The organism is Paenibacillus melissococcoides (assembly GCA_944800085.1).
Lineage (GTDB): Bacteria > Bacillota > Bacilli > Paenibacillales > Paenibacillaceae > Paenibacillus_B > Paenibacillus_B melissococcoides.
In genome coordinates, this window is the sequence record CALYLO010000002.1 from 291740 (window position 1) to 314454 (window position 22715).

21 protein-coding genes and 1 pseudogene are annotated in these 22715 nt (G+C 53.8%); 14 read left to right on the forward strand and 8 right to left on the reverse strand.

Features of this window, described 5'->3' with window-relative positions; translation table 11 throughout:
- Window positions 1–64: 64 nt before the first annotated feature.
- Window positions 65–1432, reverse strand: a complete 1368-nt coding sequence (locus tag OCY70_RS09505) for an amidohydrolase (RefSeq protein ID WP_213430208.1) — start codon at window positions 1430–1432, stop codon at window positions 65–67.
- Between the two features lie 286 nt (window positions 1433–1718).
- Here OCY70_RS09505 and OCY70_RS09510 point away from each other — a divergent pair, with 286 nt between their 5' ends.
- A complete protein-coding gene (locus OCY70_RS09510; RefSeq protein WP_213430207.1) occupies window positions 1719–2171 on the forward strand; it encodes an SRPBCC family protein in 453 nt (150 codons plus the stop codon).
- Between the two features lie 120 nt (window positions 2172–2291).
- On the opposite strand, the gene OCY70_RS09515 is transcribed toward OCY70_RS09510, so the two are convergent.
- The 3 genes from OCY70_RS09515 to OCY70_RS09525 all read right to left on the reverse strand — a co-directional run bounded on the left by OCY70_RS09515 (window position 2292) and on the right by OCY70_RS09525 (window position 5200).
- The gene (locus OCY70_RS09515) at window positions 2292–3239 is read right to left on the reverse strand and encodes a polysaccharide deacetylase family protein (protein WP_213430206.1); all 948 of its coding nucleotides are present in this window, start codon (window positions 3237–3239) and stop codon (window positions 2292–2294) included.
- Complete coding sequence (locus OCY70_RS09520; protein WP_213430205.1) at window positions 3236–4543, reverse strand: MFS transporter; 1308 nt, start codon at window positions 4541–4543, stop codon at window positions 3236–3238. The genes OCY70_RS09515 and OCY70_RS09520 overlap by 4 nt, the downstream gene beginning before the upstream one ends.
- A 186-nt stretch (window positions 4544–4729) precedes the next feature.
- Window positions 4730–5200 carry a DUF4825 domain-containing protein gene (locus tag OCY70_RS09525; protein ID WP_249725479.1) on the reverse strand — a complete coding sequence of 157 codons (471 nt, stop codon included), beginning with the start codon at window positions 5198–5200 and terminating at the stop codon, window positions 4730–4732.
- 275 nt (window positions 5201–5475) lie between these two features.
- Here OCY70_RS09525 and OCY70_RS09530 point away from each other — a divergent pair.
- Window positions 5476–6635 (forward strand): annotated as a pseudogene (locus tag OCY70_RS09530) (IS110 family transposase).
- Between the two features lie 217 nt (window positions 6636–6852).
- Here OCY70_RS09530 and OCY70_RS09535 read toward each other — a convergent pair.
- Window positions 6853–7206: a hypothetical protein gene (locus OCY70_RS09535; protein WP_213431260.1), complete on the reverse strand. Its 354-nt coding sequence runs from the start codon at window positions 7204–7206 to the stop codon at window positions 6853–6855.
- An 89-nt stretch (window positions 7207–7295) separates the two neighbouring features.
- Between OCY70_RS09535 and OCY70_RS09540 the strand changes: the two genes are divergently transcribed.
- The 9 genes from OCY70_RS09540 (at window position 7296) to OCY70_RS09580 (ending at window position 13373) form a co-directional block, all read left to right on the forward strand.
- Window positions 7296–8003, forward strand: a complete 708-nt coding sequence (locus OCY70_RS09540) for a DNA alkylation repair protein (RefSeq protein WP_213431259.1) — start codon at window positions 7296–7298, stop codon at window positions 8001–8003.
- 12 nt (window positions 8004–8015) lie between these two features.
- Window positions 8016–8252: a DUF6953 family protein gene (locus OCY70_RS09545; protein ID WP_143797983.1), complete on the forward strand. Its 237-nt coding sequence runs from the start codon at window positions 8016–8018 to the stop codon at window positions 8250–8252.
- 2 nt (window positions 8253–8254) lie between these two features.
- Entirely contained in the window at window positions 8255–8899 is a 645-nt protein-coding gene (gene rnhA / locus OCY70_RS09550; RefSeq protein WP_213431258.1) for a ribonuclease H, read from the forward strand.
- Between the two features lie 84 nt (window positions 8900–8983).
- Window positions 8984–9601, forward strand: coding sequence for a hypothetical protein (locus OCY70_RS09555; RefSeq protein WP_213431257.1), 618 nt, complete (start codon window positions 8984–8986; stop codon window positions 9599–9601).
- 7 nt (window positions 9602–9608) lie between these two features.
- The gene (locus OCY70_RS09560; RefSeq protein WP_213431256.1) at window positions 9609–9908 is read left to right on the forward strand and encodes a hypothetical protein; all 300 of its coding nucleotides are present in this window, start codon (window positions 9609–9611) and stop codon (window positions 9906–9908) included.
- A 129-nt stretch (window positions 9909–10037) separates the two neighbouring features.
- Entirely contained in the window at window positions 10038–10484 is a 447-nt protein-coding gene (locus tag OCY70_RS09565) for a spore coat protein (protein WP_213431261.1), read from the forward strand.
- A gap of 204 nt (window positions 10485–10688) precedes the next feature.
- A complete protein-coding gene (locus tag OCY70_RS09570; RefSeq protein WP_197256374.1) occupies window positions 10689–11402 on the forward strand; it encodes a YebC/PmpR family DNA-binding transcriptional regulator in 714 nt (237 codons plus the stop codon).
- A 235-nt stretch (window positions 11403–11637) separates the two neighbouring features.
- Window positions 11638–11769 carry a hypothetical protein gene (locus OCY70_RS09575; protein WP_261944816.1) on the forward strand — a complete coding sequence of 44 codons (132 nt, stop codon included), beginning with the start codon at window positions 11638–11640 and terminating at the stop codon, window positions 11767–11769.
- A 413-nt stretch (window positions 11770–12182) separates the two neighbouring features.
- Window positions 12183–13373: an IS4 family transposase gene (locus OCY70_RS09580; protein WP_261944552.1), complete on the forward strand. Its 1191-nt coding sequence runs from the start codon at window positions 12183–12185 to the stop codon at window positions 13371–13373.
- 334 nt (window positions 13374–13707) lie between these two features.
- Here the strand turns inward: OCY70_RS09580 and OCY70_RS09585 are convergent, their stop codons facing one another.
- The 3 genes from OCY70_RS09585 to OCY70_RS09595 all read right to left on the reverse strand — a co-directional run bounded on the left by OCY70_RS09585 (window position 13708) and on the right by OCY70_RS09595 (window position 18402).
- Window positions 13708–15066: an IS1182 family transposase gene (locus OCY70_RS09585; protein ID WP_261944512.1), complete on the reverse strand. Its 1359-nt coding sequence runs from the start codon at window positions 15064–15066 to the stop codon at window positions 13708–13710.
- Window positions 15067–15369: 303 nt separating this feature from the next.
- A complete protein-coding gene (gene pgmB, locus OCY70_RS09590; protein ID WP_213430329.1) occupies window positions 15370–16041 on the reverse strand; it encodes a beta-phosphoglucomutase in 672 nt (223 codons plus the stop codon).
- A 72-nt stretch (window positions 16042–16113) separates the two neighbouring features.
- The gene (locus OCY70_RS09595) at window positions 16114–18402 is read right to left on the reverse strand and encodes a glycoside hydrolase family 65 protein (protein WP_213430328.1); all 2289 of its coding nucleotides are present in this window, start codon (window positions 18400–18402) and stop codon (window positions 16114–16116) included.
- Between the two features lie 166 nt (window positions 18403–18568).
- Between OCY70_RS09595 and OCY70_RS09600 the strand changes: the two genes are divergently transcribed.
- From OCY70_RS09600 to OCY70_RS09610, 3 genes are read left to right on the forward strand one after another with little or no spacing between them, the layout of a single operon-like run.
- Window positions 18569–19261 carry a helix-turn-helix domain-containing protein gene (locus OCY70_RS09600; protein WP_213430331.1) on the forward strand — a complete coding sequence of 231 codons (693 nt, stop codon included), beginning with the start codon at window positions 18569–18571 and terminating at the stop codon, window positions 19259–19261.
- A gap of 24 nt (window positions 19262–19285) precedes the next feature.
- Window positions 19286–21094, forward strand: coding sequence for a sensor histidine kinase (locus OCY70_RS09605; protein WP_213430327.1), 1809 nt, complete (start codon window positions 19286–19288; stop codon window positions 21092–21094).
- 5 nt (window positions 21095–21099) lie between these two features.
- Window positions 21100–22635 carry a response regulator transcription factor gene (locus OCY70_RS09610; protein ID WP_213430326.1) on the forward strand — a complete coding sequence of 512 codons (1536 nt, stop codon included), beginning with the start codon at window positions 21100–21102 and terminating at the stop codon, window positions 22633–22635.
- The last annotated feature ends 80 nt before the right edge of the window (window positions 22636–22715 follow it).

Consider the following 22715-nt stretch of genomic DNA (forward strand, 5'->3'; position numbering starts at 1 on the left):
ACCAAAAACCGCCTCTCCTCAAAGAAGTGAGGAAAAGGCGGCTTCATGAACAATCTGTCTCCAGTTAACGCACCTTCGTAACCGGATAAGGATGCGGCAGCTCGATGCCCGCGCGTTGGACGATCGCCCGGGCCGTGTCCTGCACGCAATCGAGTATCTCGTCCTCGTCCAAGGTGAGAATGCGGCGATCCTTCATTATCCATTGTCCGTTGCACATCGACGATTCAACGTTGCTGGAATGCATGGCGTAGACAAGGGTCGAGACAGGATCATGGACCGGCAGCACGCCCGCGCTGCGCGGATTGATGATGATAAGGTCGGCCTTCTTGCCTACTTCCAGCGATCCGATCTCATCCTCCCACCCGAGGCAGCGCGCTCCGTTGACTGTGGCCATCTCCAGTACCTGCACGGCCGGAAGCTTCGTCGGCGTGAGCGTGCGGCCTTTGTGAATCAGCGCGGTCAGCAGCATCTCGTCGATCATGTCCATCCGGTTGTTGCATGGCGCTCCATCCGTAGCGATGGATACGGTAATGCCGCGCTCCAGCATCTCCGGAATGCGGGCGAAGCCGAGCACGCGCATCGCGGCCGCCGGGTTGTGCGATACCTTCACATCGTGCAGGCGGAACAGATCGATCTCCCGATCCGTCATCCATACGGTGTGAACGGCCAGCATATTCGGGCCGAGCACGCCGAGATGGGCGAGATGCTCTACGGTCGTGCGGCCGCGCTGCTCTTCCACGAAGCGGATCTCCTCCGGAATCTCCGCCACGTGCATATGGATCCCGACACCATGGCGATCGGCCAATTGCTTCGTGCGCACAATCAGCTCGTCCGAGCAGTTGAAGATCGTGCGCAGGCCGAACCAGACGCGCAGGCGTCCGTCCGCCTGGCCATGCCAGCGCTCGAACAGTTGCTCCTGCACGGCGAGCGATTGCTCCGTCGACTCCCGCCATGGCTCCGGCAGCCCTTCCGGCATATCCATCGTCGCGCGGCAGAGCACGGCGCGAATGCCTGCCTCCTGCACCGCGCGGGCGATGCCGTTCACTTCCTTGCCGCCCGCCTCCGCGAACGTCGTCACGCCCGATCGGATAAGCTCCAGGCTGCAAGCCAGCGCGGACAGATACGCTTCTTCCTCCGTCATGCAGCTCTCATAAGGGAAGACGCGCTTGTACAGCCAAGTGAGCAGATCGACATCGTCGGCAATGCCGCGGCCGAGCTGCTGCATCGTATGCACATGCGTATTGATCAGCCCCGGCATGACCGTCTTCCCGTTCAGCTCTGCCACTTCCGCGTCCGCCCGCACCACGGACGGATCGACGGCGCCTATCGCCTTGACGCGGTCGTTCTCAATCAGCACATCGCCGTTCTGGAAGACGCGGCGCTCCCCGTCCATCGTCAATATCCAGCCGTTCTTCAACCATACTTGTCCCACCGGATAATCCCTCTCTTCGCTTCTGCAGATGTATATCATCATCGTTTAGTAATTCCCAACATTCCATGTTTACGATACCAGTTTAACTGCCTCGATGTCAACAAAAACACGAACAATTATAGATTAATTTCAATTTAATGTTCGCATTTGGTAAAGAACGGGAGCGGCGGACAGCTTGTCGCGTTTTTACAATCCTTGCTGAAGGGAAGACGCTATAATCGAATCAATCACGCGGCACTATAATTGAGAGGGAGCCTTCATCCCCGAGAGCAGAGGAGTGAGTGACATGGAAGATTTGAAATACGAGTTCTATATCGGCGCCCCTGTCGACACGGTCTGGAATACGCTAATGTCGCCGGAAGGGACGCGCCAAATCTTTTTTGGGAGCGAGCTTCGGTCCACGTTCCAGGTCGGGGACAGATACGAATACGTAGGACCGGGCAATGATGGCGAAGAGACGGTTCACGTATATGGCACCGTGCTGCAATACGAGCCGAACAAGGTATTCAGCGGAACGGAGCATCCGGGCCCGTCCTATTACAGCAATCACGCCGAGCTGGAGACGAGAATCACCTTCACGCTGGAGACGGTTGGCCAGTGCACGAAGCTGACGCTAGTCAATGATCAGTGGCCGGACAATCATCCTTCCTATCCGAATGCCAGTTCCCATTGGTGGATGATTCTCTCCAACGTCAAGACGCTGGCCGAGACGGGCAGAACGCTGGATCTCGGGTGGTAGCCCGCTGCATTGCACGAGAAAAGAGAACCTTACGTGAAAAGAGCACCTGCATATCGCGGTGCTCTTCAGCATGGTTAACCTGCTTGATCACAGGTATTTACTCCGGGATTATCCGCCTTCTCACCTGGCTCCATTCCTGGATTCGGGGAGAAGCAGCGCGAGCATGCGCAGCGCTCCTCTCAGCCTGACCGGCCTCCGAGTCTTCCGCACGTAACGGTAATCGGTCAATTCCACCCCCGCATCACGTCTCGCATAGGCGAAATCATCGTCCAGCATCAGCCGGTACTCCCAGACCCGCTTTTCCCAGGAAGGAATCCGCGCCGCCATGAAGCTGTCCTCGACCGCCGGGTGGATATACGTCTCGACAACACCTTCCGGCAGTTCGTACAGCTTGCCGATGAGCATCCGCTTGAAGCTGTCATAGGTTTCTCCTTCTTCCATAAAATACGGGTGCGAGAGCAGGTAGTCGGGCAGGGGAACGCCCAGCGCATCGGCGAGGGCCACCACCTTCCGCAAGGTCTGCTGCGCCCCGGCGATGGAGGCGAGGAGATGATCCCGCTCATCGATGCGCCGGAACAGCCGGAAGGGCAGCCCCCAGCGGGAGCAGCGCCATAGGACATAGGGCAGGAAGCTTCGGCCCGTGGCCATCCCGTACAGGCTGCCCATATGATTGTCGACATGAGAGATGTCGATGCCGGCTTGGCGGACGGCCTCGTATTGGGCGTTCAGTTCCCTCTTCACGTCGGGAGCGCTCGCATTTCGTTCGAACGCTTCGACGGTGGCGTGCAAATAGCCGGAGACATCGTGCAGGGACGGCCCGCCGGTTAGGCTGCTCCAGCGGTAGCCCTCGAATTCGCTGGTCAGCGTGAGGTGCAGGCCGACATTGCGCTGGCCGGTCCGCCTGCACCATTCCGAGGCTTCCGCGAAGGCCGGAGCGGGAGGCATAATCGTGGCGGAGGATACGGCGCCTTTCTCCAGCAAGCGGATGATGGCCTGATTGGCCGCCGGACTCTGTCCGAAGTCGTCGCAATTGAGTATGAGTCGAGTGCGAATATGGCGCTGAGTCATGACGAATGGCTCCTTCCATAAGATTGGGGCTGATCATGTTGCTTGACGCCCAGAGATAGTAGAAAGGCGACAGCCAGCAGACAGAACGGCACGGCGCTGATCAAGACCCGGAACGTTCCTTCCGGGTTCGGCCCGGGGTTGTCTCCGCTCACATAGCCGAAGAGCAGGCCGACGACCCAGAACGACAGGGCGGAGATGAGACCGCTGGAGCGGGTGATGAAGCCGCCAACTGCCGTGTAGACGCCTTCGCGGCGCTGTCCCGTCTTCGCGAAGTCCCGGTCGATGATCTGGCTGCTCAGAACCGGCGGCGTCACGAGGAAGCCGGCCAAGCCGAACCCGACGAGGATGCCCGCGGCGATGCCGCTCGCGAGACCGCTGCCGAACCAGAGCGGGATGACGGACAGGCCGTAAGCGGCCATGGACAGGCGCCAGCCCCGGATGCCGCCCAGCCGGTTGACGATCCAGTACCAGACGGCGACGAGCGGGATAACGGAGACGAAGACGGAGGCCAACAGCAGGGAGACTTGGGATTCGGGAATGTTCAGCACATATTTGGCGTAAAAGGGGATCATGGAGCTCACCAGCCCGTTCACGGTCTGCGCGAACGAGTTGGCGATATTGAAGATCAAAAATTCCCGGTTCTTCAGCGTCTCGCGGAACGCTTCCTTCAGCGGAAGCCGCGGCTCTTGCTGAATGCTCATATTTTCCCGGACGGAACCGGTGCACGACAGCATGAATACGGCGAAGAGAAGGGCATAGACAAGGGACATATAGCCGAAGCCGATGAGGGCGAATAGAATCGGCGTCAGGGCAGATCCGATCAGGATGGCGGCGATCTGGAAGCCCTGCTGTATCGCGGAAGCTTTCGCTCGCAGGCGCTCCCCGCGGAACAATTCCGGGAACAGTGCCCCGTAGTTGACCCAGATGACGGTCGACACCGCTTCGAAGAGCAGGAGCGCGATGAGGAACCAGAGGAACAGGCTGTTCTGGTGCTGCGCCAATCCCGGCGGCACGGCGAAGATCATGCAGAACGTCAGCATGAACAGCGGAATGGAAGCCCAGAGCCACGGCTTGCGCCGGCCGAAGCGCGTGCGGGTGCGATCGGACCAGTGGCCGAACAGCGGCTGGTTGACGGCATCCCAGATTAGGTAGATCGTGCGGGCCAATGTAGCCAGCCCGACGCCGAGCCCCAGCTTCTCGACATAATAGTAGCTGTAGAACGCGCTGAAGGCTTGGGTCGGCACCATCATCGCGAACATGCCGAGCGCGTAGGACAGCGGGGAATTGAGCCAAGTTCCGCGCATCAGAGGCTCCTCCATTCTTGGGAACTGTCTGCCGTCTTATGGGACGTTCGCAGAACCGCTCCCATTCGGCGTGGAATGAAACCGCTACTTACGTATGTATGCGGCCGGAGCGCGAATTAGAATGAGATTAAGCCTGCCGGGCGGGCGCTGCTTTCGCGGCCCGGCCTGCAAGCTCTTCCCCCGCTGTCACTGCTGCTGCAGCTTCGTAAACAACTGATCCACTTTGCCTTTATCCGGTATGAACTCCTGCGTCAAATTTCTGAGAGCCTGTTCGTTCTCGAATTGATCCAGGTCTTTGCCGTACCAGCTCTGCAATTGTTCTCTGGTGATGAGGTAGCTCCGGCCCTCGAGCTCCAGGTGGACCTGGTCGACATTCCGTACCAAGGCGAACAAAAAGGTAGCGTTGAAAATGACGGTCTCTCGAATCTCGCTTTCGTTCATCTGCGAAGCTGCCTCATTGTACTGTACCGTAATGCGGTAAGGCTTCTCGGCCGTGCTTAGCGAGAACTGCTTCAATCGGTCGCTCTGCGGAAGCATCCCCAGAATGCTGCCGATGGCGCTGTTGTCGCCGACATAGGAATTTTTGTACTGGAAAATGTCTTTGTCTCCAGTCCCTGCGTTGCGGCTGTTCGAGTCGCAACCCGCGAGCGCCAACAACAGGACAAATAAACATTCATGAACTCTCGTTCGCAAACCTAGCATGAAAATAGCGAGGGTTTAGTGGTCGGACCTATTTCCCATACTGCTACTACATGACGCGAAACACGTTCTTTTTAATGGTGGTGTAACCCCGACAAATAAACTGTTGAGGATGAGTTCTGTGTACAAACCTGTGCTGGCTCTGTATGCCCAATCAGAGAACCGCGAACAGAAAAATGCTCAAGCTCGAATTCATCCGCCGTCATGCATTTCAGTTATGGAGGGAAGCCAAGATGGAAGTATTGCTTGAACGCTGTGCTGGAATGGACGTTCACCAAGAGACAATCGTCGTTTGTGTGATGACCACAGATGCTGCGGGGGAGGCCCACAGCGAGATCCGAAGCTTTGGAACGATGACCAAACATCTTTTCGAACTGCTTAAGTACCTGGAGTCCCAAGGCGTTACACACATCGCAATGGAGAGCACGGGAATCTACTGGAAACCTGTCTACAACATACTTGAAGGCTACTTCACCGTCGTACTGGCGAATGCGCAGCGCATTAAGAATGTTCCTGGCCGCAAGACGGATGTTTGTGATGCCGAATGGATCGCGAAGCTGCTTCGAGTCGGTCTAATTGAGCCCAGCTTTGTGCCATCCGAGGACTTAAGGGAGCTACGGGACCTCTGCCGACTTCGAAAAAAACGAATCGGCTCCCTAACAGCGGAGAAAAACCGAATCCAGAAGTATCTTGAAGCAGGTAACGTCAAGCTAGGCAGTGTCATCTCAGACGTATTCGGTGTATCCGGGCGCAGTTTGCTGCAACGCTTAATCGAAAAAGGTTACGTTGACGCGGAAGATGTTGAAGCGAGCGTCAAGGGTTCGATCAAGAACAAAAAAAGTGAAGTTACTGACTCTCTTTTTGGCACGATGACCCCGCATCAAATTCGATTGATTAAAGATTGTTGGGAGCATATCGAATACTTAGAGAAGTCCATTGCTCGGTTGGAAGCCGAAATTAACGATCACTTGGAGCCCTATCGGACGGAGTACGAACTGCTTCAGACCATTCCAGGTGTTAGCGAACGAACAGCTGCAGCACTCCTTGCAGAAATCGGGGCCAATATGGAGCAATTTCCATCCGCAGATCACCTTGCCTCTTGGGCTGGCGTAGCACCCGGCAACCACGAGAGTGCAGGCAAAAAAAAAGTACAAAAAGCGTAAAAGGCAATCCTCATGCAAAAGTGACACTATGCGAAGCGTCTTGGGCAATCGCTCGCTCACGAAACACGGTCTTGGCAACAAAGTTCTGGAAGATTGCTTCACGACGAGGAAAGAAAAAAGCTTGCATTGCCATTTCACGTAAGATACTTATCATTGCTTACCACATGCTGAAGAACAAACAAATTTACATCGAAGGTGGACCACAAGCACCACTCATGCAGATCAACTAACCTTACAGCATTGACGAAACATAGCGATTTTAAACAAGGCCCCTTCAAAGAAGGTGGACCGGGCATCTTATGGTCATTTCTCAGAAAACTGCAGCTTTTTAAAGACGATAATCGTTCATGAGTGCGTTTGGATTTTCACAGAAAAAAAATCAAAGGTCTGCTCACTTTCATCGATGATCCTCCCCGTTCGGTCTGCCCTCGATTTAGAAGGATGGCGTCATTCGAATTCCTTGTTCGTCTTCAGCAGCGTCAGAATATCTTTGGACGCGTAGCCTTTGGCGATGACAAGGACAATAATCCGATTAATTATAAATAATACAATCATTAGAAAAAATAGTAAAGAAAATGAATATAGCAGAAGCCGCTCCTGAACGAACAGCAGGCAAATGATCGCGGTGTATGCCGCGATTCCCGCGGCAACCTGGCCAAAAATACGATTAATGTTACCCGCGTATATATGTTGAATCATCCGATTCTTAAATCCGAACTGTTTTAAGATGCCCATATCTTTCTGCTGGACCTTTAAAAAGGAATGGAACGACAGCAGCACATGCGAAGCGGTCAAGAACACTAACATCTAACCCCTTATTTGTAAAGATTTATTTTTTAACGGCATGATATAATACACCCATAATTATTCCGCTCAGAGAGGTGAAGCGCATGACCGTAGAAGACATCATGAAGAAGCTGGAAGCGATGGGGTCGGAGCAGACGAAAAAGACGTTCATCCGGCATGGGGCCCCAGGCCCGCTGTTCGGCGTCAAGATTGGAGATCTGAAAAAGCTGGTCAAGGATGTGAAGAAGGATCAGGCGCTTGCCCGGGCGTTGTACGAGACAGGCAACAGCGATGCGATGTATTTGGCCGGACTGACGGTGAACCCGAAGATGATGGACAAGGAGACGCTGCAGGCTTGGGCGAAGAAGGCGAACTGGTATGCGCTTGCCGAGTATACGGTAGCAGGCGTGGCGGCGGAAAGCCCGTATGCCCTTGAATTGGCCCGGGAATGGATGAAGTCGGACGACGAGATGATCGCCACCTGCGGCTGGAGCACATATGCCAACTATATCTCGATTACGAAGGATGAGGACTTGGATCTGGAGGAGATCCGCCGGCTTCTGAAGCAGATCGCGGCCACGATCCATAGCGAGAAGAATCGGGTGCGCTATACGATGAACATGTTCGTGATCGTTGTCGGCTCCTATGTCCGGCCTCTGCACGAGGAAGCGGTCCGGGTGGCCGAGGCGATCGGCAAGGTGCAGGTTCATATGGGGCAGACCGCATGCAAGGTGCCGGATGCCGTGCCTTATATTGAGAAGACGGTCGCAGCCGGCAAGCTGGGGACCCGGAAGAAGACTTGTATTTGCTAAGGGGTGGACAGGATGGAAGCGACCGCACAGCAGGTGGCGGAATGGATGGTAGCCGAGATTCAGGCGAAGGGAGTCGTCCATCAGAGCGATGTGATTGCGTATGTGCGCGCTCATTTCGGCGAAGCGTTCGTGTTCGTGAATGAGAGGGGCAATGCGTCGTTGGACAAGGAAGTGAAGAAGGCGTTCCGGAAGCTGCATCGCGGCCGGATTGCCTGGGATCGGGACGGCTTCTGCTGGGGGTGGACATAAGCGTGGCACAGGCAAAATATTACGTCGTATGGACCGGGCACCGTCCAGGCATTTATGCAAGCTGGGCGGAATGCAAAGCGCAGACGGATAACTATAAAGATGCCAGGTACAAATCCTTTCCATCCAAGGCCGCGGCGGAGCAGGCCTATCGGGACGGCTGGCAGAAGCATTGGGGCAAGAAGAAGGACGGGACAGGCTCGCCAGCCCGGGGAAGCTCGGCTTCCAGCGCCCCGCCGGCCGAGGTGGATTACGACAGCATCTCGGTCGATGTCGGCACGAGGGGCAATCCGGGACCGGTGGAGTACCGGGGCGTGTCAACGCGGACGGGCGAGGTGTTGTTCGCCGTTGGTCCGATTCCGAACGGCACGAACAATCTGGGAGAGTTTCTGGCGATCGTGCACTCGCTGGCGTATTTGAAGCGGAAGGGCAGCAGCCAGACGGTGTACAGCGACTCCCGCACCGCCATGAAATGGGTGCGGGAGAAGAAGGTGGCCACCACCCTGGAGCGCAATGAGTCGACGAAAGAGATCTGGAATCTCGTGGATCGGGCACTTGCCTGGCTGCAGACAAACACCTATGACAACAAGGTGCTGAAATGGGACACGAAGGCATGGGGCGAGATCAAGGCGGATTACGGCCGGAAATAGGGGGACGCCAGCGGGGATGTCGAGCGTCTGAAGGCGCATGCCGCCGCGCTGATCGAGGAGGATGAACTGGATACGGCGCAAGAGATGTTAACCTCGCTCGTCTGCTGGACGGAGGCGTCCATTGCGGATTGTCTCCCCTTGCTTATGCGCCGGCGCGAGTCCTATCCGGGCATCCTCTATATGGATGCCTCCGCCGAGATGCGGGACGAGCTGATCCGGCAGGCGGATATCGATGCGGAGAACCGCAACGCCATTCTTCTCGCTCTGGCCTGGATTGGCGACGAGAAGATCGTGAAGCTGTTCCGGGAATGGCGGGATCATCCGCCGCAATGGGCAAAGGAGCTGTATATCGCGCCTGAAGCGTATGCCCGGGAAGCGGGCTGGGAGCTGACGGCGGACGATCAGCGGCGGAATTTGTACTATTCGGACTGCTATCCGGTCGTAACGGGGAGCTCATCCAGCGAAGAAGGCGAAGCGGCCGCGATCCTGGGAAAAGGGGAGCAGCAGTGCAACTGGTGCGGAAGCCGGTTGACCGTATTATTCGATCTGGATATGACGCACCCGCTGCTGCACGATTACGGCCTCCGGTGGAACAGGCTCCGGCTCGCCACCTGCAATCAACTGCACCTGTTACGGTTATATCTATACCGATGTCGATGCCGAAGGGCAGGTTCATTGGAGCCAATGGAACCGGGAGCCTGAGTATTGGGTGAAGCCGGATGAAGACATGGCCTTCGGCGAGACCGATCATGCGCTGCACCTGTCCGCTTCGAAGCGAAGCGCCTTCCATGCGGCGAGTTGGACGCTGGAGGCGGCCTCCTCCCAGCTCGGGGGCCATCCGGCTTGGGTCCAGGACGCCGACTACCCTGCCTGTCCGAGCTGCTCGGCCACGATGAAGTTCCTTGGGCAGATCGATTGGGAAGACATAGAGGAATACGGGGAAGGAATCTATGACGCCTTCATCTGCCCGGACTGCCGCATTGCGGCGACGAACTATCAGCAGACATAAGTTGCGTCGCCGCCTGAATGGGCAGGCACCACCCGCCCAATATAGGCATATGCTACCCCATAATCGAAGGTGGGGGGATTATGGTTGGCTGAGAGTGAACGGAAGAAGCATCTGGCATGGCATGAGACGATGGAAATGCACGAGTTGACGGCGTTCCAGGCAAACCATCTGATGGCGTTCAAAATGATGCTGGATGACGTCAAGGATGCGAAGCTGCGCGGATTATATGAGGAAGCGATCTATGCAATGGAGAACAACTTGAAGGAACTGCTTGGATATTACCCGATGGCCCCGGTATTTGTTCGTCATGTGGGGGACGGCGCGGATATGACCGGGTTCTACGCCGGGCATCTGCTCGCCTTCTGCAAGACGTCGGTCCGGAGCTACGCCATCGGCATTACCGAGACGTCGACGCCGTCGCTGCGGCAGACGCTGAAGAAGCAGCTTAACGCCGCGATCGACCTGCATGCGAAAGTATTCCATTTTATGCTGGATCGCGGATATTATCCTTCATACGACCTGCCGAAGCTGTTGGAGAACGATATGAAAAACGCCAACAAGGCATTGTCGATGTGAATAGCGCAGGCTCTTACAGGCTCTTTTCCTGTTATCCCGGGAAAGGGGTCTTTCTCTATTTCGTGACTTGGCGTCATTTCGGCCGGAACGGGCCCGTCCCTCTGCATATCTTTCCTGTTGCAGTGTGACCATTGTTGCTCAAGATTCGGTGAAGAGATATTATTATAAATATGGACATTCAATGTGGAAAGTGAGCGAGTACAGATGGGGCGTAAATGGAATAACATTAAGGAAAAAAAGGCATCCAAGGATACGAACACGAGTCGCATATATGCCCGGTTCGGCAGAGAGATTTACGTAGCTGCGAAGCAAGGGGAGCCGAATCCCGAATCGAACCAGGCCTTGAAATTTGTAATTGAGCGCGCCAAAACATACAATGTGCCGAAAGCAATCATTGATCGGGCGATTGAGAAGGCCAAAGGCGGCTCGGATGAAAACTATGACGAGCTTCGCTACGAAGGCTTCGGTCCGAACGGGACGATGGTCATTGTGGACGCCTTGACCAACAACGTGAACCGGACAGCGTCCGAGGTGCGTGCCGCATTCAACAAAAACGGCGGCAGCCTCGGCGTCAGCGGTTCGGTCACTTATATGTTCGATCAGACCGCCGTCATTGGTCTGGAAGGCAAGACCGCCGAGGAAGTGCTGGAGATTCTGATGAATGCGGATCTCGATGTCCGGGACATCCTTGAGGAGGATGAGGCGGTCATCATCTATGCAGAGCCCGATCAGTTCCATGCGGTCCAGAACGCGCTGCGCGAAGCGGGCACCTCGGAATTCACCGTGGCGGAGCTGACCATGCTGCCGCAAAGCTATGTCTCCCTTCCGGAAGACGCGCAGGCGCAATTTGAAAAAATGATTGATGCGCTGGAAGATTTGGACGATGTGCAGCAGGTCTATCACAACGTCGATCAATAGAAGCTTGCCGCGGAAGGCACGCTGAATGACTCGCACCCCTTAGAGGACAAGCCCGCCGATGGATGGGTCATGTCTTCTAGGGGGTGCATTTTTTTAGAAGAAGATTAGGCTCGCAGGGAAAAATCACCTTGGCCGATACGCCGCGAATGGGTGCCGACGCAGCCTGCGCCTATGACCGGAATATTGAAATGGAGAAACGAGGGCACAAAATGTCCAATGGAGTGAGTTGGAATGAGTGCTGGCTGAACACGATCCGGTCGATAAAGGGAACACCGAAAATACCGAATGGGATGTCCAGCACATTATCGAGCAGCGGCGGAAGGCGGGGCTTCCGGAACTCGAAGGGGTGGACGAGGCCAAGCCGTGAGGAAAGCGCCCCCGGTTCGGCCGGCGGTCTGCCGGCCCATCCCGCCCCGTCCGAGCCTTCAATGGCCGGATAATGCGGGCACCAAACGGGGCTACAGCTCCCCTTGATTCTCAACGCTCGACTTGCCGGAAAACTGCAAAACTGCAGCTTTTCCTTATGACGTCCCCTTCGCTGCGGGAATTCCTGTAAAACTACATCATTTTCAGCATAAAAAGAGATATACAGCAAGAATCCTCCAGAAATAATGCACCTTTGCACTAGCGTTGCATCAATCTTTTTACGAAAATTTCTATCCCATAAGTCTCTATATTTGTAACTTATTGAACTATATTCATGGACAAAAATAAAGAAATCTCCTATTGTTGAGTTACCCTAACGTTATCCATAAAACGCCTCAACAAAGGAGATTTCTTATGGATAACGTACCGAATCATAACGTCATTTGTCAATGCCTAAAATGGTTACATGTCCATTCTACTCGACACGAGTCATTGGATTACCGGGCCCAAAAGCTGTTTGTCGGCTCTTCGACACTCTTATTTGTAGAGGCACAGCTTCAGCAACGAGACTCATACAAAGTCATGTCAGAGCATGTAGCGGCTAATCCTGAATTTCAAGATCTTCTGGGTCTCAAGAGCATAAGCGCTTCTCAACTATCGCGGAAGCTGAAACGGCTGCCTATGGAGTATCTTCAGACGCTCTTTTTCTCGCTCATTGATCGAATCAAGCAACTTACAAAAGGGAAACGCGGCATTACGCCTGGTATTGGGAAACTCAAGCTAATCGATTCATCGGGAATTACACTACCTCCCATTCTCGCGAAATGGTCCTATTGTTCCAAAAGTAGCCATGGCGTGAAGATGCACACCTCCTTGGTCGTTGCGGACTCCAAAACGATGTATCCAGACAAGATCGTCGCTTCAACCAAAGATGTAGCCGATCATGAAGTCGTGTTGGAATTTACAGTGGATAAAGATGCGACCTACGTGATGGACCGAGGATACCAGGTATACGACCATTTTCAGAAATGGGTAGAGGATAAGATTAAATTTGTTTGCCGCGTCAAGCAAAAGAGCCGGTTAACGATCATCAGAAAAAGAGACCTCCCCAAAAGGCAGAATGGGTTTATCCTTGATGCTGATGTGACGATGCCGGAGCTGCCAGCGGTTCTGCGTTTGATTGAGTTTAAGGATGACCAAGGGCGTACCTATCGAATTGTAACGAATCGATTTGACTTATCCGCACATCAAATTGCCGAGATTTATCGAAATCGCTGGCATATTGAGTTGTTTTTTAAATGGGTCAAGCAGCATATTCGATTGGTAAAACCCCACGGTTATACGGCCGAAGCGATTTGGAACCAAATGTATATTGCTTTAATCGCGTATGCTCTCTGTTTGCTGATTAAATTAACACTGGACTGTAAAAAGTCGACATGGGACCTCCTCCAGTTGATTCGCATCTATGCGGAAAAACCATGGGAAAATTTGATCGCTGCACTCAACCGCAAGCCGACTCGAACATCTAGAGGTCGACCAAAGCGAAATGGGAGACGTCCGAAAAAGGCAACAAAGTCGATGAAACCGAGACTGATTGTGACGTAATGACAAACGAAAACGATTTTTACATATAATGGATAACGCGTAGGGTCTGTTTCCAGCTCGACTTTTTTAGACTTAGCGCGGACATCGCAAATGTAAATATATATCATATATTGATGTTAATTGAAATTAGATTATGAACTAACCGCTCGATGCAACGCTAGTGGCACCTTTGCAGGAATTTATTAAAATATCGGCTCAAGGAGCCTAAATTCCTGCATTCACCAGGCTGTTGGAAAACCCCTGTTTTTTACGAAGTAATATCATTGTAATATCATTTTGCTGGGAAAAAGTGGTGTTTGGTGAGAGAGAATGGAGGGGGGATGGGGTCTTTGCTTTACCCCACCCTTCTGGCGAGATGTGTGGCTATCTTTTTTATGTTCTGTGCAGTGGCTGTCATTAGCACTTGCTCCTGCACCTTGTCTCTTCCCCGAAACCGGCAATAGCGAAGTCCATGGAGCACTTTGGCATCCGCGAAACTTCGCTCAATGGTTTGGGCGCGTAGGGCATAAACGGCTTTTCCGCTCTCACTCTGGAAGTTTTGAACTACTTTCTCTTTGTGTTCTTCCCAGATATGCCGTTGTATGGTGCGTTGTTTATTTTTGTTCTCGTTACACTTGCTCAATAATGGACAGGCAGCGCATTGTTTGGGATCGGATTTATAATCTCTGAATCCTTTTCGTGTTGTGGTGCGGTACGTGAGTTCTTGCTGGTTTGGACAGATAAAAACATTCTTTTCTGCATCATAATGAAATTTCTCTTTGGGAAATACACCGTGTTCACGGGTCGAACGCTCTGGAATAACTGCCGTGATGTTTAATTTGTTCGTACGGTAACAAACATAGGCCGTCATGTAACCAGAGTCGAGTGCAACGGCCTCCAGCGACTTTTCCCAGCCAAACTTCTCTATTTGATGTAGTAGACGATCCACATAAACAACCGAATCATTCACATTTCCAGGCGTAACGTAGCAGTCCGTAATCACGTTGTATTTATGATCTACGGTGCGGTGATCTAAATAATGAAACCCTTCCGGTTTTCCATCCCGATTCAGGTTTCCGCTATCCGGATCTGTTAAGCTAACTTTTTGTTCCTTGGTTTCGGCCTCCTCTTTGGGAGGCAGTGGCTTTTTTCCAAAAGCGACCCGATCCTCATTCACGGCTTGCTCCAGCTCTTGGAGATATTCATAAGGCGTACAAGTGACTTCTCGTTTCTCGTACCGTCCGTTATTGGCATTTGCCTTGATATGCGTGGAGTCGGTAAAGAGCAGCCGCCCTCCCACCATGTTGTGCTGAATCGCCTGCTGAACGATATTATCGAAGATATCTTGGAAGACGGTAGTATCCTTAAACCGATTTTTCCGGTTCCAGCTAAAGATCGAATGGTCAGGCGCTTTGCCGGAAAGCCCGAGCCGTAAGAACCACCGAAAAGCCAGGGAATCGTTGACGACTCGCTCCAGTTCTCGCTCTGAGCGAATGTTATACAAGTAGCCGATCAGCAGCATTTTAAAGAACACAATGGGATCCACAGATGGTCGGCCGTTCGACTCGCTGTAGTAAGGACGCACAAGGTCCAAAATAAAGGTAAAATCAATATGTTTATCGATATGACGAAGCAAGTGATCAGGGGCAACCATATGCTCAAGACAAACCAGTTCATAGTCCAGTTGTGGGTTGGGATCATTCGTGTAAAGCATACAAACACCGCGCTTTCCATGGATTATGATAAGAACATTATACCAAATTAACGCGGTGAATGGGTAATTAACATAGACTTTCTCAACACTCTGATTCACGCAGGATTTCACTGCCTCATCCCTCTTCCGCCGCTTTTCCCGCCGCCGTCTCCCCCCCTCCCTGCCTCTATGTTCCCGTTTGTCCCCTCTTGCCCCGCATCCTAGTGCACAGCACACTCTAGGGAACAGCCTCGCTCCGTTAAAGCCAGCATACAAAACAGGCAGAGACCGATGTCTCTGCCTGTTCGCGTGAAATATCGCGGCTTAGGAGAACCGCTTCGCCAACTCCTGGAATCGGAGCTGCGACGTGCTCTCCAGCACCAGGTCGGCGTGCGGGAAGGCGGCCGGGCTTCCGATCGCCACCGCGAACATGCCCGCGGCCTTGATGGCGTCCACGCCCGCGACCGCATCCTCGACTCCGATGCAGTACTTCGGATCGGCGTTCAGCGCCGCTGCGCCGGTCAGGAATATTTCCGGGTCGGGCTTGTTGTTTTTCAATGTGGCGGCATCCACGATGACATCGAACTGATCCGCGATGCCGAGGCGGCTGATGACCGCCAGCGCGTTTTTGCTGGCGGAGGCGAGCCCCATCTTCACGCCGTGGCGCTTCATATCGGCGATGAAGTCGGCGATGCCGGGCAGCAGGTCAGCGGGCGTCACCTTGTCGATCAGCTCCTGATACAGCTTGTTTTTCCGATCCGCGAGCTGCTCCAGCTCCTCTTCCGTATAGGAAGGCGGCGTTGGCGCTTGGCTGAGCAGGAGCTTCAAGGAATCCATCCGCGAGACGCCCTTGAGATTCTCGTTGAATTCGCGGCTGAACGGGATCCCCAGCTCTTCGGCAATCGCATTCCAGGCCAAATAATGATACTCGGCCGTATCCGTAATGACGCCGTCCAGATCGAACAGGACAGCCTGCAGCGAACTTGTCTGATTCATCGTTATCGCTCCTCCCATAGGTTCCGGTTTGTTCTTCGAGCTTTCCTGAGCTCTTCCTTATCCAGCCTTTCCTTACTTGGCCCCGAACGGACGGTGAACCGCCCCGGTGCGGTCCAGGCTTACCGGCTCGCCGTACAAGGCGATGTCCAGCTTGTCGCCCTCCAGCAGCTCAAGCGTGATGCCATTGCCGGCGACGCGCACGGCGATCAGGCGTCCGCGGAACGTAAGGCGGAAGGCGTATTGCTCCCATGCCGCCGGCAGGACCGGCGCGAGCGACAGCCCGCTCTCCTTCAGGCGCATTCCGGCGAAGCCGTAGACGATCGACATCCATGTGCCGCCCATGTTGGCAAGGTGCAAGCCGTCCTTCGTATTGCCGTGCGTATTATCCAGATCGAGGCGCGCCGTCTCGATGAAGTAGTCGTAAGCCTTGTCCACGTCGCCGATCTTGGCGGCCATAATGCTGAAGATACAGGACGACAAGGAAGAGTCATGCGTTGTGATCCGTTCATAATAATCGTAAGACCGGCGGATGGTGTCGAGATCCTGCTCATCCTCAAGCAGGAAATGCGCCAGTACCGTATCCGCCTGCTTGCAGACCTGATAGCGGTAAATGGTCAGCGGATGATAATGAAGCAGGAGCGGGTACTTGGCCTTCGGCGTATTCTCGAAGTCCCAGACCGCCTTGCGCAGGAACGTGTCATCCTGCGGGTTGATGCCGAGCTCTTCGTCATACGGCAGCAGCATCGCCTCCGCGGCCTTCTCCCATGCTTCGATTTCCTCGGATGTGACGCCGAGACGATCGCACAGCGCCTTTAGCCCCGCCGCATCGTAGGATCGCAGGATGGCGCAGCTCTTGGCCGCCCATTTCAGGTTATGCTTGGCCATCACGTTCGTATAGTAGTTGTTGTTGACCAGGCAGGTGTACTCGTCCGGACCGGTGACCTCGTCGATATGGAAGGCCCCTTGATGATAATGCCCGATCTCCGCCCAGAGGCGGGCCGTCTCGATGAGCACCTCGGCTCCGCAGGACAGCAGGAACTCGTTGTCCAGCTCGGCCAGATAATATTGAATATAGCTATAAGCGATATCGGCGCTGATATGGTACTGCGCGGTGCCTGCCGGGAAGAAGGATGAGCATTCCGTTCCCGCGATCGTGCGCCACGGGAACAGCGCGCCCCGGCGATGCCCCATCTCCCGGGCTCTCGCTCTCGCCTGATCCAGAATCGAATAGCGGTACAGCAGCAGCTGCTTGGCGATCTCCGGCTGCGTCATCAGGAAGATCGGGAACATATAGATTTCCGTATCCCAGAAATAATGGCCTTCGTAGCCTTCTCCGCTCAAGCCTTTGGCCGAGATGTTGCTGTGCCGGTCCCGGCCCGCCGATTGAAGCAGCTGGAACAGATTGAAGCGGATCCCTTCCTGCAGCTTGTCATCCTTCTCGATGACGATGTCCGCCGACTTCCAGAAATTCTCCATATATTGCGCTTGCTCCGCGAGCAGATCGTCGAACGACAGCGACGCAAGCTGCTCGTGAAGCGCTATCCCTTGCTTCACCAGGCCGTCGCCGTGGCGCAGCGTATCGGTATAGATGCTGTATTTCGTGAAGCTTACCGGACCGGATCCATCGGCGGCTGCCGTATAGACAGCTTCTCCGGATGCCGCTTCCCAAGCTTCCTGCGCCTCGCCGTCGAAGCGGTGGCGGGCCACGCAGGCCGCCTGCAGCCCGGAGGCCATCGTCTCGTCCACGACATAGCCGTACGGGCCCTCGGTGCCGACATCCGCGACATTCAGACGCTTGGCATGGCCCGCGCCGACGCGGGGATCATTCGGGTTGGTGTAGTTGGTCACATTGCCGTTGACCGTCGAGACAAGCTTGATGGAGCCCGTGAAATTGACCGGTTCAATCAAGACGTGGATCGCGAACAGTTCCCTGCGGATGAACGACACCAACCGGCGGAAGGTCAGCTTCAGCTCCTTGCCCGATGGCGAGGTCCAGCGCACGGTGCGTTCGGAATATCCCTTATCCAGATGAAGGCGGCGTTCGAAGGCCGTCACTTGGCCTTGATCGAGGCGGAACGGTTCTTCCTCCTCGCCGATATAAATCCGGATGGTCTGGGCGTCAATAAGGTTAACCAGCTTCTGCTGCGTATCCGGGAAAGCGAAGAGCTTCTCCCCGTAAGGAATATCGATAACATCGTGAAAAGCGTTCAAATAGGTGCCGCGAATCGTCGGCATGGCGTCCCCGTAGCCTTCTTCGAAGTTGCCCCGCACGCCCAAGTAACCGTTGCCAAGAGCAAAGATACTTTCCATATTGAGCAGTGCATCCGATGTCAAATCACGGTTGGAAATTGTCCACGTCATGGTTGCGCATCCTCCCTAGTGTGATTATGATTTGAATTTTAGTTCGTAAAAAGATAAGATTATACTAAAATATTCAGATTATTATCAATATTTTTAGGTGAATGGAGAGAGACGCGTGAACAAGTCGTATCATGCCGGGGATCGGCCGAGTTTCTTGTCGTCCCGCATGCAATACTTGCGGGATAATTATGTTCATCCTCCGTTCGATTATGAACAAGAATTGCTGGAGGCAATCCGGTTCGGGGACGAGAACAAGGCGCTCGACATGCTGAACCGCATCAATCAACTGGAAGGCGCCGTGCTGGCTTCCTATCCGCTGCGCTCCAGGAAGAATGCCTTGATTGCTTCCTGCACGCTGTTCACCCGGGCGATTATCAAGGGCGGCGTCGATGCGGAGACCGCCTTCCAGCTTAGCGATACGCTGATTTTGGAGATTGAGCGAATGAGCGACGTCGAGCGGCTCAATCTGTTCGAGTACGAAATGCTGATGCAGTTCATTGCGACCATCCGGCGGGAAAAGGAAGTGCTGCCCTATTCGCATATTGTCAATTTATCGGTGCATTATATTCGGGAGCATATTTTCCAGGATCTCGCCTTGAAAGGGATTGCGGCCCATATTGGCGTGCATCCGAGTTATTTGTCGGATCGCTTCAAGCGCGAGACCGGCATGTCCATTACTTCGTTCATTCACGCGAAGAAGGTGGAGGAATCGAAGCATCTGCTCATTTATACGAATCAGTCCATTTCGGAAATCGCTTTCCTGTTCAAGTTCTGCAGCCAAAGTTATTATACTCAGATCTTCAAAAAATTTACGGGCATGACGCCGAGGCAGTTCCGCCGGGACAATTCCGGCAAGTAAATCTGAAAAAAGTAGGAATCAGCTATGAACAAACTGAAGCAGAAAATATTGCATTGGAGCCTCGAGAAGAAATTAATCGCGGCGTTTTCTTGTTTTATTATCGTCCCGCTGTTGCTGATCGGCGGCATTGTGTCCTGGGTATATGTGGACAATAACCGGAATACGATGCTGGATGCCGCGGTCGAGAACAACCGGCAGATTATGAACAATATCGACACGTCGCTGCAGCCTCTGGTGCGGTTATCCATGTTCCCGCTCCAGGAATCGACCATATACCGGATTATGCGCAAGGAATACAGCACGAAGCCATATCCGATGCTGGAACGGGGACGGGATTTCGACACGGTGAACGGTCTGATCCTCAATGGCATAATGCTGTACTCCGATCTGATCGATTCGGCCATCATTTACCATGGCAATGACCATCTCATTATTGGCCGCAGCAACAGTCAATACATGAACATGTCTTACCTGGAGAAGGAATTCGTCCACGAGCCGTTCGTGGGGAGGATTCGAGAGGAGCGCGGAGGATATGTGCCTGTCGGGATTCACCAGGAACGGCTGCTGTCCCCGCATGGCGAGCCCGTCGTGTCGGTCGGGAGAGCGATTCTTGATCCGTATACAAAAAAGGACCTGGGATTCATCCTGCTGAACATATCCGTCGACAAGCTGAAGACACTATGGAGAGATTCCTCCATGACGGAGAATACGAATTTTTATTTGATCGACGAGGACAACCGCATTATATACAGCAAGGATCGGAACGGGATCGGCCAGCCGGCTTCCGAGATTCTCGGAGAACAGTTCCAGGAGCTGCCGGGGGAGACGCTGACCCAAGAGAATAAGGATACGTACCTGATTTCCTCCTCCTCCAAGCTGTCGAACTGGAAGGCGGTCACCGTCATTCCGAAGAATGAGCTGTTCTCCATCGTCTATCTGATGGTCGCGATTATGGCGGTCAGCCTCATCCTGCTGCTGGTGCTGTCCATCCTGATCTCGGCGCAAATTGCGACCATGATCATGAAGCCGCTTTCGGTCTTGAACAGCAAGATGAAGCTGGTCTCCCAGGGCCAGCTTCATGTGCAATTCGACAAGCAGTATGGCGAGATCGGCATTATCAGCAATACGGTGGATAATATGCTGAAGGAGATTCGAGGCTTGATCGGGCGCATTTACCGCGAGGAACAAGAAAAGCGGGATTTGGAAATGATAGCCCTTCAATCGCAGATCCGGCCGCATTTTATTTACAATACGCTGAACGTGATTAAGTGGATGGCCAAGATCCAGGGGGCGACAGGAATCGAAGAAGCGCTGCATGCCTTTTCGTCCGTCATCAAATTCACCGTAAAGACGAGCGGCAACTATGTCAAGATTGCCGATGAAGTGGAATTCATCAAGAATTATACCAATATTCTCGATTACCGTTATATGAACAAATTCGAAGTGATCTATGAGATCGATCCCGGCGTCCTCTCCTATAAAACCTTGAAATTTTTGCTCCAGCCATTGGTGGAGAATGCGGTGTTCCATGGATTTACCGGAATCGACTACAAAGGCAGCCTGATTATTTCGATACAGGAAGATAAGGAACGAAATGAGCTCGTTATGCAAGTCATTGACAACGGGCGCGGCTTCCCGGAAGAAGGACAAGAATCGCGGACAGAAGAGGATGGCCCGCGCGATCCGTTCAATTCCATCGGCATCGCGAACGTGCGGAGCCGCATCGAGCTGCATTTCGGAACGGAATACGGCTTGTGGATTACAGACCGGGAACAGGGCGGAACCGTGGCGACGATCCGGGTTCCGGTTATCAACGAAGAAACGGCAGGGTGATATCGATGCGATTGCTAATTGTAGATGACGAGCCGCTTGTCCGAATCGGGATTAAATCGGCGATCGATTGGGACAGGCAGGGCGTGGACATTGTCGGGGAAGCGGGCGATGGCGAAGAAGCGCTCGAGATGATGAGGACGCATGCGCCGGATGTGGTCCTCCTGGACATCAAAATGCCGAAGATGGATGGCCTTGAAGTGCTGAACGCGATGAAGGAGAGACATATTCCGGCCAAGGTCATTATTTTGAGCAGCTTCGATGATATTTCCTACGTGAAGCAGGCGCTGAAGCTGGGGGCGGTCGATTATTTTCATAAGCCGGATATTAACGAGCATGAGCTAGTCTCGATGCTGGCGGCCATCAAGGAGCAGAACGCGGCGAACGGCATGGCGGCGGCCGTGCCCGAGGCCGGAAGCTCCAGCCGCCAGACTGAGCAGGCCTTGATGGATGCGCTTCACGGCCATCCGCACAATATATCGGTGACGGGGCTGCGCGAAGGCAATCTGTACGTGGTGCTGTTCGCGGTCAAGGACTATGACAAGGTGATCCGGAGGTATACGGCCGATACGGAGTCGGTGCTGCCGAATACGATCCGGAACATCGTCACCGAGTTGTTCTCCAAGGAGAAGGAACTTGAATATTTGCAACTGGATCAGCGGCGGAGCGCCGTCTTCATCAGCAACAGCGAGCTGAAAAGCTTGTTGGCCTCATTGACCCGGGTCAATGAGAAGGTGCAAATGATCGGCTCGGCCCTCAAGCGGTTCGTCAATATTGATCTGGTGTTCGGCATTAGCGACTGGTTCGCCGATTTCAGCGGGATACCGAACGGCTACGCGCAAGCGGAGGAGGCGCTCTCGCGCAGCTTCTATCACCCGAATGCTTCGATCTTCTATTATCAGCATCTGAAGCGGCCCAGCGAGGATGCCGTGGCGCAGGCCGACCGATATGTATCGGAGATGAAGGCGGCCCTCAGGGAAGAGGCGGATCAGGCATTCATGAGCTTGCTCACGCGCTGGGAGGGACTTCTCCGCCAAGAGGAATGTCTGGATGAGAAGGAAGTGCGCAAAATCTATGAAGGCTTGCTGTTCATGATGGGGGGCAATGACCCGGAACGCCAGGACGGCGGCGCCGCCGAGTTGGAAAATTTCGAACAACTGTCCGCTTATTATCGGGAGATCTTCCTGAAGCGCGCGCAGGACAGGGAGCGGGAGGATAGAGGCTACAGTCAATTGACGCGGAATATCATTCAGTATACGCACGAGCATTATCAAGAGCGGTTATCCTTGAAAATGCTGGGCGAGCTGTTCCATGTCAGTCCCAATTATGTCAGCAGGCTGTTCAAGCAGGAGGTAGGAAGAGGGCTGTTCGACTATATCAATGAGCTTCGGATCGAGAAGGCCAAAGCCCTGCTCAAGGACTACCGTTATAAAATTTATGATATTGCGGAAATGGTCGGTTTCAACAATCAAGCCCATTTCTCCATTGTCTTTCAAAAATATACGGGGCTGTCGCCGATGCAATATCGCAAAGAAAAAGTGTGATTATCGAAAAAAAAGCACAAAATTTTATAAAAATGATTTTTCCGGTGCAGGATAAAAAAAAGAAAAGGGCCGAGTTGGCC